The sequence below is a fragment of the Mycobacterium scrofulaceum genome (assembly GCF_001667885.1).
Lineage (GTDB): Bacteria > Actinomycetota > Actinomycetes > Mycobacteriales > Mycobacteriaceae > Mycobacterium > Mycobacterium scrofulaceum_C.
The window spans coordinates 1-11,164 of record NZ_LZJW01000090.1 but is presented as its reverse complement, the minus strand read 5'-3'; the positions used below and the strand labels follow the sequence as shown (position 1 = coordinate 11,164).

The 11,164-nt window shown below is 68.0% G+C and carries 15 protein-coding genes, 1 tRNA gene and 1 pseudogene; 6 read left to right on the top strand and 11 right to left on the bottom strand.

The window, feature by feature from the left end:
• A partial coding sequence (locus tag A5681_RS14065) for a hypothetical protein (RefSeq protein ID WP_067275469.1) occupies positions 1-231 on the bottom strand: 231 nt, incomplete at its 3' end.
• A gap of 85 nt (positions 232-316) precedes the next feature.
• Positions 317-511, bottom strand: a complete 195-nt coding sequence (locus A5681_RS14060) for a long chain fatty acid-CoA synthetase Faa4p (protein WP_067275471.1) — start codon at positions 509-511, stop codon at positions 317-319.
• 224 nt (positions 512-735) lie between these two features.
• Here A5681_RS14060 and A5681_RS14055 point away from each other — a divergent pair, with 224 nt between their 5' ends.
• Positions 736-1,062: a hypothetical protein gene (locus tag A5681_RS14055; protein ID WP_067275466.1), complete on the top strand. Its 327-nt coding sequence runs from the start codon at positions 736-738 to the stop codon at positions 1,060-1,062.
• Between the two features lie 21 nt (positions 1,063-1,083).
• Here the strand turns inward: A5681_RS14055 and A5681_RS14050 are convergent, their stop codons facing one another.
• Genes A5681_RS14050 through A5681_RS14040 form a run of 3 tightly spaced genes read right to left on the bottom strand, consistent with a single transcriptional unit; the run spans position 1,084 to position 3,452 of the window.
• Positions 1,084-2,298 (bottom strand): NAD(P)/FAD-dependent oxidoreductase, encoded by a 1,215-nt coding sequence (locus A5681_RS14050; RefSeq protein WP_067275465.1) that lies wholly within the window; start codon positions 2,296-2,298, stop codon positions 1,084-1,086.
• A gap of 3 nt (positions 2,299-2,301) precedes the next feature.
• Positions 2,302-2,490 (bottom strand): ferredoxin, encoded by a 189-nt coding sequence (locus tag A5681_RS14045; protein ID WP_067275464.1) that lies wholly within the window; start codon positions 2,488-2,490, stop codon positions 2,302-2,304.
• A complete protein-coding gene (locus A5681_RS14040; RefSeq protein WP_067275462.1) occupies positions 2,487-3,452 on the bottom strand; it encodes a metal-dependent hydrolase in 966 nt (321 codons plus the stop codon). Before A5681_RS14040 ends, A5681_RS14045 begins: the two co-directional genes overlap by 4 nt.
• Positions 3,453-3,709: 257 nt before the next feature.
• On the opposite strand from A5681_RS14040, the gene A5681_RS14035 reads away from it, so the two are divergent.
• Together A5681_RS14035 and A5681_RS14030 are read left to right on the top strand one after the other, a co-directional pair.
• On the top strand, positions 3,710-4,513 hold the full coding sequence (locus tag A5681_RS14035; protein WP_067275460.1) for a DUF1906 domain-containing protein: 804 nt from the start codon (positions 3,710-3,712) through the stop codon (positions 4,511-4,513).
• 90 nt (positions 4,514-4,603) lie between these two features.
• Positions 4,604-5,092: a hypothetical protein gene (locus A5681_RS14030; RefSeq protein WP_156737976.1), complete on the top strand. Its 489-nt coding sequence runs from the start codon at positions 4,604-4,606 to the stop codon at positions 5,090-5,092.
• A gap of 56 nt (positions 5,093-5,148) precedes the next feature.
• Here the strand turns inward: A5681_RS14030 and A5681_RS14025 are convergent.
• The 3 genes from A5681_RS14025 to pgm form a co-directional block, all read right to left on the bottom strand.
• A tRNA-Ala gene (locus tag A5681_RS14025) sits at positions 5,149-5,221 on the bottom strand.
• Positions 5,222-5,295: 74 nt separating this feature from the next.
• On the bottom strand, positions 5,296-6,444 hold the full coding sequence (locus A5681_RS14020; protein ID WP_067275458.1) for an MFS transporter: 1,149 nt from the start codon (positions 6,442-6,444) through the stop codon (positions 5,296-5,298).
• Positions 6,445-6,536: 92 nt separating this feature from the next.
• Positions 6,537-8,165 (bottom strand): phosphoglucomutase (alpha-D-glucose-1,6-bisphosphate-dependent), encoded by a 1,629-nt coding sequence (gene pgm / locus A5681_RS14015; RefSeq protein WP_067275456.1) that lies wholly within the window; start codon positions 8,163-8,165, stop codon positions 6,537-6,539.
• Positions 8,166-8,269: 104 nt separating this feature from the next.
• Between pgm and crcB (A5681_RS14010) the strand changes: the two genes are divergently transcribed.
• Complete coding sequence (gene crcB, locus A5681_RS14010; protein ID WP_067275449.1) at positions 8,270-8,665, top strand: fluoride efflux transporter CrcB; 396 nt, start codon at positions 8,270-8,272, stop codon at positions 8,663-8,665.
• On the top strand, positions 8,662-9,045 hold the full coding sequence (gene crcB / locus A5681_RS14005) for a fluoride efflux transporter CrcB (RefSeq protein ID WP_067275445.1): 384 nt from the start codon (positions 8,662-8,664) through the stop codon (positions 9,043-9,045). The genes crcB (A5681_RS14010) and crcB (A5681_RS14005) overlap by 4 nt, the downstream gene beginning before the upstream one ends.
• A gap of 1 nt (position 9,046) precedes the next feature.
• On the opposite strand, the gene A5681_RS14000 is transcribed toward crcB (A5681_RS14005), so the two are convergent.
• Genes A5681_RS14000 through A5681_RS13990 form a run of 3 tightly spaced genes read right to left on the bottom strand, consistent with a single transcriptional unit; the run spans position 9,047 to position 10,913 of the window.
• Positions 9,047-9,664 (bottom strand): GNAT family N-acetyltransferase, encoded by a 618-nt coding sequence (locus A5681_RS14000; RefSeq protein ID WP_082968357.1) that lies wholly within the window; start codon positions 9,662-9,664, stop codon positions 9,047-9,049.
• Complete coding sequence (locus tag A5681_RS13995) at positions 9,661-10,536, bottom strand: LLM class F420-dependent oxidoreductase (RefSeq protein WP_067275441.1); 876 nt, start codon at positions 10,534-10,536, stop codon at positions 9,661-9,663. Before A5681_RS13995 ends, A5681_RS14000 begins: the two co-directional genes overlap by 4 nt.
• A gap of 20 nt (positions 10,537-10,556) precedes the next feature.
• A complete protein-coding gene (locus A5681_RS13990) occupies positions 10,557-10,913 on the bottom strand; it encodes a DUF488 domain-containing protein (RefSeq protein ID WP_067275439.1) in 357 nt (118 codons plus the stop codon).
• Between the two features lie 51 nt (positions 10,914-10,964).
• Here A5681_RS13990 and A5681_RS13985 point away from each other — a divergent pair.
• Positions 10,965-11,164: pseudogene (locus A5681_RS13985) on the top strand (HNH endonuclease); the annotation flags it as partial.

Sequence of the window (11,164 nt, the reverse complement as noted above, 5' to 3'; positions counted from 1 at the left end):
CCGCGCAACGCTACCGCGCAGCAACCCGAGCGGAACAACGAACCTCGGTCCCCACAGGGTCATCGCACGGCGCGCGGTCAACAGGACGAGCAAGCTGATCGCGAGGCGCCCGAGGGCGACCCGGCTCGTGCGCCTCTTCCAGCTTGGCGACGTCGATCCCGCGCGCCGGCCGAAGTAGTAGCCGACACCCATTGCCATCGCGAGGGCCGCGACGGCCGCCAGCATCGTCATGATGATGAGCGTTTCGCGTCATCGTCGCGCCGAGGTCACGCGCGAGACACACCTTGGCCACTACGCGTGGCTGAACGCGTGCGAGTTAAACGTTCTCGCTCACGACGTACACGGCGACATACCCGATGGGGATACCGGTCCAGGTGGCGATGCATTCGCGTGCGGCCAGTTCCACGGCGTCGCGGCGGACGGTGCGGGTGACCCTGCCGATCTCGGGAATCCGGATTGTCCATCCGTCGGCGTCACGAGCGATCTCGATGTCGAAGCACTGGCCGACCATGGGGCATTTCACGCGAGGCACGACCCGCGACGAGCGGGTGCTGCGCAGCGATTGTCGGCGCAGCAGGGTGGGCTGAATGGGCATGGCTGCTTTCGGAGAGTCGCAATCAGAACCGCGGGAAAGAGTAATGCGCATCCAGACGAAAACCTAATCGGGTAGTCAAACTGCACGCACCTGATACGCACTCTCCACCAAGTCGTCGCCGGGACTTAATGTGCGTGTCTATGGGAGTGGTCCGGGCGCCCGTTGTCGCGGCGGGTTTGGTGTCCGCACTGATCGTCGGCGGCGCCCGCGGCCCGCCGGCGCGCGCGGATGGCGGTTATGGACCCGGCTCCTACGCGGTGCCGGCCCAACTCCCCTATGGCACCTACGTCGCGCACGCCGAACCGGGTGATTACCGAGCGGCCTGCGTCTTCACCACCTGGACCAGCGACGGGAGGCTGATCAACTCCGACAGCGGGATTCAAACGACCCCCGTCAAGGCGGATCTTTCGGCCCCGGTGACGAAGTTCATCACGCATGGCTGCACCCCGTGGACGAAGGTGGGCTGACACGGCGGGTGTGCGCCTGCGCTAACCCGGTCGGCTCGGCGGAAACTCGGCGCGCTTCTCGATGGCTTCGCGGTAGGCATACACCCGGCCCGTGATCGTCCCGAGCACCGCGATGGTGTGCCCGCCGCGCCCGTACGCGGCGACGAACTCCCACGAGCCCGGGTCGCCTTCGACGATCTCGACGGAGTCGTAATCGGTTGGCACGCCCAGCATCTGCAGCTTGACATCGTATTGATCGGACCAGAAGTACGGCACCTCGTCGTGGGGCTCCGCGCCCTGCGGCCCCACCAGCAGCGTCCGCGCGGCGGCCGCACCCTGGCGGCCCGCGTCGTCCCAGTGCTCGGTGCGCAGGTGCCGCTCGTACAGCGGGTGCCACCAGCGCGCGACGTCACCGGCCGCGACGACCGGGGCGTCCGCGGTGCTGCCCTCCGCGTTGCCGCAGGCGTCGCAGATCACCCCGTCGTCGACCCGCAATCCGGAGCCGTCCAGCCAATCGGTGGCCGGGGTGACCCCGAGGCCGACGATGACGAGGTCGGCCGGAACTTGAGAGCCGTCGGTGAGCCGAACACCTTCCACCCGACCGTTGCCGACGAATCCGTCGACGCCCACGCCCACCCGCAGGTCCACGCCGTGTTGACGATGGAGGTCTGCCCACCGCATCGCGAGCTGCTCGCCCAACGCGGAAAGCAATGGGCTGCTGGACTTTTCGACCAGCACCACGTCTAAACCCATTGACCGGCAACTGGCGGCGACCTCGGCGCCGATGAACCCGCCGCCGACGATCACCACCCGCGGTCGCGAACCCAGCCGGTCCCGGATGGCCAGGCAGTCCTCGACCGTGCGCAGCATCAGCACCCCGTCGGGGACCGGGCCGCCCGGCCATTCGCGGGGCACCGCGCCGCTCGCGATCACCAGCCCGTCGAACGGCAAGGCACGGTCCTGGCCGTCGTCGCGCACGCGGAGGGTACGCGAGGACAGGTCCAGGTTGAGGGCCGATGCGCCGCGCAGCACGCGCGCATCCATGTCGAATTGCGGCGCCAAGTCGACGCCGGCTCGGTGCACCTGGCCGGTCAGGAACTTCTTCGACAACGGCGGGCGATGGTAAGGGGCGTGCCGCTCGGCGCCGACAATGGTCAGGGCGCCGTCGTAGCCCTCTTGCCGCAGCGTCTCGGCCGCTCGCGTGCCCGCCACGCCCGCACCGACAACGACAACCTCTTTCAGCTGGCGACTCGGCATCGCTCAGCCCTGCACCGTGATCGCCTGCGTCGGACAGGACACCTCGGCGCCGATCAACTGCTGGCGCAGTTCCTCGGGCGGGTCGTCCTGTAGCACGTGCAGACCGTCCTCGCGCACGTCGAATACCTCGTGGCAGATGCTCATGCACACGCCGTTGCCATCGCAGGTGTCGAGATCAACCGAAACCTTCATCGCCCCTTTGCCTTTCGTGCTCCGTTGCCGGACGTCTGGATCCCCTGGGTTTGATCCGGCGCCTTTCCTTGGGATCGCGCCCGCTCCTGGGCGGCCTTGGCCACCGGCGAATACGCCAGGTAGTCGATCGCCATCTGGGTGGACGCCTCGTCGTTCGGATGATGGCTGGGCCGCATGTACCGGACGGGCGTCGTCACGAGCAGCTTCCACGGGCCCGGTATCCGGTACTCGCGGGCGGCCCACAGCCAGTCCCTAAAGCGCCACTTTTGATCGATGGTCGGGTCCTGGGCCATCAGGTAACGAGCCCCCGCGACCCACCAGCCGATGAACAGCGGCGAGACGAACAACATCGAGAAGGCCCTGATCAAGTAGTTCCCGGAGACGTGTTGGTACACGTCGTATACCAGCGAGCGGTGCTCGACCTCCTCGGCGCCGTGCCAGCGCAGCAGGTCGAGCATCATCGGGTCGGCCTTGGCGTAGTCCAGACCCCGGTTCGTCAGCACCCACTGGCCCAACATCGCGGTGTAATGCTCCAGCGCGGCCACGTCGGCCAGCCGCCGATATAGCCACCACCGCTTCATGGCCGGCGGAAACCACTTGGGCGGGTCGCCCAGCGTCATCGACAACAGCCGCCCGAGCCGATCGGTATACGGCTTGGTGTCGATGCCCTGCTCGGCGAGGTGGTCGAGCACCACCTGGTGCGCCCACGCGTGCCAGGACTCCTGCTGGATGAACGGCTTGATCGCCGCCTCCAACTCCGGGTCATCGACCAGCGACGACGCCTCGAGGACCGCCTTGATGAAGTGGCGCTCGCCCTCGGGCAGCAGCAGGTGCAGGACGTTGATCATGTGCGTCGAGAACGGATCGTCGGGCACCCAGTGCAGCGGCGTCTCGGACCAATCGAACCGGACCATCCGGCGATACATGGGGTGTCCCTCGTGGTGAAGTTGGACCTCGGGCATTCAGAAGCTCCCTCCCGCCTACAGGCCTTGCGGGCGTCGATTCTCTGCGAACAACCGTTCACTCGGCCGCGTACCCACGTGGGTCGTCGGTTATGCGTACCGGCGGTACGAGGTTTCTGAGAGTTTGGCTGCCGATCGCGGATGTCCCACGTCGACCAGGCGCCATGGACTCGACACGGTGAACCGTAGAAACCGATTCGGTATCGACTGCAATGCGCCACTTATGTTGACAAAAGTCACAAATTTAACATCACGCGATGCAGGACTTGTCGGTGAGTGCGCAGCGGTCGCGCCCTCTCCCCCGGCGCGACGTATTGCGCTGCGCCATCGCTATCTCTGCCCTGCCAGCGCTGTATGCGGCATCGACAACCGCCCCTGCCCGTGCCGCCGTCGGCGCCACCCCCACATTGATCGACTTCGCCGCGCGCCAAATACCGGCGCAGCAGATTAGAGCCTCCGGCCACTCCGGGGTCATCAACTACGTCTCGCTCTCGCGCCCCGGCTCGTCCATGGGTGCCAAGCCGATCACGCGGTCCTACGCCGAGCAGCTGACCGCAGCTGGGCTCATCATCGTCAGCAATTACCAATACGGGAAGCCGGGCGGGACAGCACCATCGGACTTCAGGCGTGGATTCGAGGGCGGCGTTGCCGATGCGCGCACCGCCTGGAAGCTGCATACCGAGGCGGGTGGTGGCCAGAGCGCTCCGATCTTCTTCAGCATCGACGAGGACATCAACCACGACACCTGGAACAATCTGGCGCTCAAGTGGTTTCGCGGCATCAACTCGGTGCTGGGGGTGCAGCGCACCGGCGTCTACGGCGGGATTGATGTGTGCCGATGGGCCGCCGCCGATGGCGTTATCGGGAATTCAAGCACCCCCGGGCACCGGTGGGCCTGGCAGACCAAGGCCTGGTCCCACGGACAGGTCGACCCTGCCGCGGTTCTCTACCAACGCGTGGTGAGTACGGCAGCGAATCCGGGCCCAAGAGTCGGGGGGCTCGAAGTCGACGTCAACGACGTCCTCGCCGCGGATTGCGGCCAGTGGAACCTGCATCGGTGACTTGCGGCGAATTTGCAGTGTTAAGGGGACTCGGACCTGACCCTTAGCCGCTTTCGGATGCTGTCGCCCGCCTTCGGCAGGATGAACAGCATGACCGGTGACGACAGTGTGGGTGCGGCAGATTTCCGTCGAGCATTGGCACTCATTCAGCACGGTGAGCGAGGTGACGAAGCCGGCATGCGCGTCATCATCGATGACGAAGTCATCCCGGCCGACCGGCTGCCACAGTTGATCCGCGCCACCATCTCGATCCTGTGGCAACTGGTGGCTCAGCTCTGTGAGCCGGATGAAGTTGCGGAGATCGGCGAAACCTTCACCTTGGCGTCCACCGACGAGATCGGCCTCGACCGCGACAACCGGCTCGTGGCCAGGATGGCCATGGCACAACATTCGGGAGATCCCCACGCGGAGTATGCGGTGCTGGGCGAAGCAGACACGGCGCCTGATGGTCTGTTGCGCCTTGCGCTCACCGCCGCCGGTGTCGTCTCCGCAATGCTGCCTGTGTTACGCACCGCCGAGGGCCGGCGGTTGATCAACAACTTGGCGATGGAAGCCCTGCGCGAGGAGAACGACGCTTAGGGCCCGACCGCTGACCGGACTCTGCCGGTGCGCGCCTGAAGCCGCGAAATATCCGGTGGAGCTAAGGGGACTCGAACCCCTGACCCCCACACTGCCAGTGTGGTGCGCTACCAGCTGCGCCATAGCCCCAAGTCGTGCCAATCGAAGCTACACCAACCGCCACCCCGGTTCAAAGTTGCAGTTCACGCGGCCTCGCCGTCCGCCTAGGGCTCCGCCAGGCCGTGCTCGGGATGGACCAGCGTCCGCGTTTCCGGCGCCAGCACCCAGCCAAAGGCGGCGATCAGCAGAACGAGCCCGCTGATGCCGAAGCCCCAGCCAAAGCTCAGTTTCTCGGCGGCCCACCCGACGGTGACGGATCCGACGATCGCACCCAGGTCGGACAGCATCTGCACCGCGGCCACCGGAATGCCCGCGCGCGCCTCGTTGCCCAGGATGTCGGCGACCGCGGCCTGCATCGGCGACATGAAGATGCCCGTCGTCGCACCGGATAGGGCGGCGGCGACCATGAACGCCGGCAACGACGACACGACTCCCAACGCGGCGGTGGCCACGCCGGACGTCGCCAGGCCGACGATCAACAACGTGCGCCGTCCCATCCGGTCGGACAGGTAGCCGCTGGGAATGACGGCGACGGCGTTACCGGCCGCGAAGGCCGCCAGCGCCGCCCCGATGATGCCGACGCTCTCCCCCATCACGTCGGCGAGGAACAGCGGCACCAGCGCGACCCGCAGACCGAACGCCGCCCAGCCGGTCGCGAAGTTGGACAGCAGCGCCGACCAATACGCGCGGAACCGCAGCGCCTGCCGCATCGTCACCGTCGACCGTGTCGGCGGCGGGGGCGCGGCCAGTTCCGAGTTTCGCAGGCCGTAGAAGAGCACCGCCGCCACACCGAGCATGGCCACGCCGTAGACGATGAACGGAGCGGTCAACCCCCATCCCGCCGTCAGGCCGCCGACCGCGGGACCAGCGACCGCGCCCACCATGAACGACGTCGTGAACAGCCCCGCGATCCGCCCGCGCGCGTCGGGCGGGCTGATGTGGATCATCAGTCCCAGCGCCGAGACGTAGAACATCGTCGAGCCGATCCCGCTGATCGCGCGAAACAGCAGCAGCTGCCAATACGTCTGCGAATACGCGCACGCGATCGTCGACAGCGCGACGATCAGCAAACCGCCGATGTAAATCCGCCGCTCGCCCAACCGCTGCACCAGCACGCCACTGACCGGCGCGAAACACAGCCGGCTCAACGAAAAGACGGTGACCAGGAAAGTCACCGCCTTGATGCTCACCCCGAAGGTATGCGCGAAAGCCGGCATCGCCGGCGACACCACCCCGTAGCCCAGCGCGACCATCACATTCGCCCAGCTCAGAATCCAGACTTCGCGCGGCAGCCGCGGGGAGCGGGAACCACGTTCTCCCGAACGGGTAAGCCTGAGGGAAATGGTCACCCAATGACTTTATTAACCACCTCGCGCGCGGCTTCTTGCACCTCCGCCAAATGCTCGGGGCCATTGAAGGATTCCGCGTAGATTTTGTACACGTCCTCGGTGCCCGACGGCCGCGCAGCAAACCATGCGTTGGCGGTCGTCACCTTCAATCCGCCCAACGCGGCGCCGTTGCCGGGCGCGGTGGTGAGCTTCGCGGTGATCGGCTCGCCGGCCACCTCGGTCGCGGTCACCTGCTCGGGAGAGAGCTTGGCCAGCCGGGCTTTCTGGTCGCGATCGGCCGGCGCGTCGACTCGCGCGTAGAACGGCGTGCCGTACTCGGCGGTCAGCTCCTGGTAGCGCTGCGACGGGGTCGATCCGGTGACGGCCAGGATCTCGGAGGCCAGCAGCGCCAGGATGACGCCGTCCTTGTCGGTGGTCCACACCGAGCCGTCGCGCCGCAGGAACGACGCGCCCGCGGATTCCTCGCCGCCGAACCCGATGGTGCCGCTGATCAGGCCGTCGACGAACCACTTGAACCCGACGGGCACCTCGACCAGCTTGCGGCCGATGCCGGCGACCACCCGGTCGATGATCGACGAACTGACCGCGGTCTTGCCGACGGCGATGCCGTCCGGCCACGACGGCCGGTGCGTGTACAGGTAGTCGATGGCCACCGCCAGGTAGTGGTTCGGGTTCATCAGGCCGGCGTCCGGGGTGACGATGCCGTGCCGGTCGGAGTCCGCGTCGTTGCCGGTGGCGATCTGGTAGCGGTCGCGGTTGGCGATGAGCCCGGCCATCGCGTCGGGCGAACTGCAGTCCATCCGGATCTTGCCGTCGTGGTCGAGCGTCATGAACCGCCACGTCGCATCCACCAGCGGATTCACCACGGTCAGGTCGAGGGCGTGCCGCTGGGCGATCTCACCCCAGTAGTCGACGCTGGCCCCGCCCAGCGGGTCGGCGCCGATCCGCACCCCGGCCGCCCGGATCGCGTCGATGTCGACCACGCCTGCCAGGTCGTCGACGTAGTTGCCCAGGTAGTCGTGCCGCTGCACGGACTGCAGCGCTCGCGCGAACGGCACCCGCCTCACCCCGGAGCCGTCGCGGAGAATTTCGTTGGCGCGCTTGGCGATTGCGTTCGTCGCGTCGGTATCCGCCGGGCCGCCGTTGGGCGGGTTGTACTTGAAGCCACCGTCGGCAGGCGGGTTGTGTGACGGCGTCACCACGATGCCGTCCGCCAGCCCGTCGGTGCGGCCGCGGTTGTAATTGAGGATCGCGTGGCTGACCGCCGGTGTCGGGGTGTAGCGGTCCCGCGAATCCACCATGGTGACGACGTCGTTGGCGGCCAGCACCTCGAGCGCCGACACCCATGCGGGCTCGGAAAGGCCATGCGTGTCACGGCCGATGAACAGCGGCCCCGTGGTGCCGTGCGCGGCGCGGTACTCGACGATCGCCTGGGTGATCGCCACGATGTGGGCCTCGTTGAACGCCCCGTCCAGCGCCGAACCGCGATGGCCCGACGTGCCGAACACCACCTGTTGGGCGACGTCGTCGGGGTCGGGCGCAACCGTGTAGTACGCCGTCACCAGGTGAGGCAGATCGACAAGGTCTTCGGGCTGGGCCGGCTGACCGGCGCGGGGGTGGGCCATGGTTCCCAATTCTGCCCGCGACACACGCCGCTGACTTGTCAGGTACTTTTCTGACGTCCCGGATTCACCCACCCGTAAGTCCTGCACAGGGAAGGGGATCACGCGTGGCCCACGACTATCGCGAGCTTGCCGCGGTCTTCGCCGGCGGGGCGCTGGGCTCGCTGGCCCGTGCCGGGTTGGGCACGCTCGCCGCCGGCGACCCGGCGAGGTGGCCGTGGCCGACGTTCGCGGTGAACATCGTCGGCGCCTTCCTGGTCGGCTACTTCACCACCCGATTGCTCGAACGCCTGCCGTTGTCGAGTTATCGGCGGCCCCTCCTGGGCACCGGACTGTGCGGCGGGCTCACCACCTTCTCGACGATGCAGGTCGAGACGCTCAGGATGCTCGAACGCGGCCACTGGGCGCTGGCCGTCGGCTACACCGTGACCAGCATCGCGCTGGGACTGCTGGCCGTGCACCTGGCCACCAAATTGGTGCGCCGGGACCGGGTGCGCGGATGACGGCCGGCGCGGTCACAACGGTCGCGCTGTGGGTCGGTGTGGGGCTGATTGGGGGCGTCGGCTCGGTGCTGCGCTTCGTGGTCGACCGCGCGGTGGCCCGCCGGGTGGCCCGGTCCTTCCCATTCGGCACGCTGGCCGTGAACGTCAGCGGCGCAGCGCTATTGGGCTTTCTCGGGGGCCTAGTGCTGGGCAGGGAAGCGGCCCTGCTGGCCGGCACCGCGTTCGTCGGCGCCTACACCACGTTCTCCACCTGGATGCTGGAAACCCAGCGGCTCGGCGAGGAACGCCAGCTGCGCGCGGCTATCGCCAACATCGTCGTCAGCGTCGCACTCGGCGAGGCGGCCGCGTTCCTGGCGCAGCGGATCGCCGAGCAGCTGTGAGTCAGCCGCCGGGAACGTCGGCGGGCGTCCGGGGCAGCGCGTAGAGCGCCATCCGCCGGTTCGACATGTCGTGCTCGCCGAGGAAAACGCAGCCGCCCCGCTCGCAGAACGTGCGCGCGAGGACGTTGCGGTGGTCCGGATCGAACATGATGCGCCGGCATTGCGGATCGAGGCCCAGGATGCTGCCGATCAGGTAGGGCAGCAGGTGACTGACGTGACCGCGCTTGATGTAGTCCAGATCGGCGACCGCGACGTGCAAGCCCAGGTCGTGGGGATCGTGTTCATACCGGTTGGCGATGGAATCCTTTGCCGCCCTGTACAACTCGATATAAGCGCGGGGTATGCCGTCCAGCGTGGCGACGAATGGGCGCGAGAAGCCGCCGTCGAGTTGCGCCCGCAGGTATCGATGCCAGCGCGCCGCCGGCCAGGCGGACTCCCACGCTTCCACCAGGTGCGGCCGATTCATCCACTCGGCGATCATGTCGGCGTCGGCGTCCGGATCGGCCAGCCGCAACCCGTAGGGCTCGGGCAAGGTCGGGATCGGCGGCGGGGGGACGGCGCGGACTTCGTCGCGGAGGTCGGTCAACTCCCGCGGCAGTATGGGGTCGTCGTCGCTCACGCCGGCGCCCCCGCCATCCACCGTTCGGCCAGGGCCGAAACCCATTCGGCCGCCGCATCGGGGCGGTCGGGCGGAGCGGCGATCAGAACCAATTCGTCGACGCCCAGCTCGGCGAGGGCACCGAGATCACCGGCGCTCGGATCGCGCAGCGCCACCGAGAGCCGCAGCTCTTCACGGTCGCGCGCCGCCTCGGCGCACAGCCGCTCCAGCCTGGCGAGCCGGTCGCGCACGGCTTCGACACCGTCGAGGTTGAAGCCGTACCAGCCGTCACCCCACGTCGCCACCCGGCGCAGTGCCGAATCACTGTTGCCGCCAACGACTATCGGGATGTGGCGGTCACGCACCGGCTTCGGGTTGACCCGTATGGCGTCGAAGCGCACGAAATCACCGTCGAACGAGGCGACGTCGTCGCGCCACACGGCGCGCATCGCGGCAACGTATTCGGCGGTGCGCGCGCCGCGACGGGCGAACGGCACCGAAAGCGCGGCGAATTCCTCCCGGGACCAGCCCACGCCGACACCCAGGGTCAGGCGCCCGCCGCCGAGGCGATCCAGGCTGGCGGCCTGCTTGGCCACCACCACCGGATTGTGCTCGGGCAACAGCAGCACCCCGGTCGCCAGCCCGATCCGGGACGAGGCCGCCGCGGCGAAGCTCAGTGCGATCGTCGGGTCAAGCCAATCCGCTTGTGCCGGAACGGCAATGACGCCGTCGTCGGAGTAGGGGTAGCGGGAGGCGGGTCGATCGACCATGACGACGTGTTCGCCGGCCCACAGCGTGGCGAAACCGCAGTCGTCCGCGGTCGACGCGACGGCGTCGATCACGGCGCGATCGGCGCCGGCGCCGATCCCCAGGGCGTGCAATCCCAGCCGCATCGCACGATCGTCTCACGCGTTCAGTGGCTTTTCAGCAGCTCCGCGAGGACGGCCGCATGACTGATGCTCGGGTCGCGGGTCGCGGTGACCAGGGTGACGACGCCGTGCCGGGACTGCTCGCGCAGCTCCTCGAAGGCCGGGTTGTCGACGAGTTCGGCCTCGTACCGCTTGGCGAATCCGTCGAAGTGTCCGGACCGGTGGTGATACCACTCGCGCAGCTCCTTGGACGGCGCGACGTCCTTGGACCAGGTCCCCACCCGCGGGTCACCCTTGCGCACCCCTCGCGGCCACATACGGTCGACCAGCACACGCTGGCCGTCGTCGGGGCCGACATCGTCGTAGACCCGCGCCACCCTGATCCGGCGCTCGGCGCTCACACGGCCAGCGTAGCGAGGGACTTGTCGGTGGCGCCGGCTACTATCGCATGTATGTTCGAAGAATTGGCGATCATCGACCCGTTGGCCGACGAATCGGCGCTGATCGAGCGCATCGCGGAGCTGGAGACGGCCAAGTCCGCGGCGGCCGCCGGACAGGCTTGCGCGACGGCCGCGCTGGACGCGGCGCGTCGACGTGCCGAGGCGCGGCGTCGATCACGGCGCGATCGAGGCCGGCGCCGATCCCCAGGGCG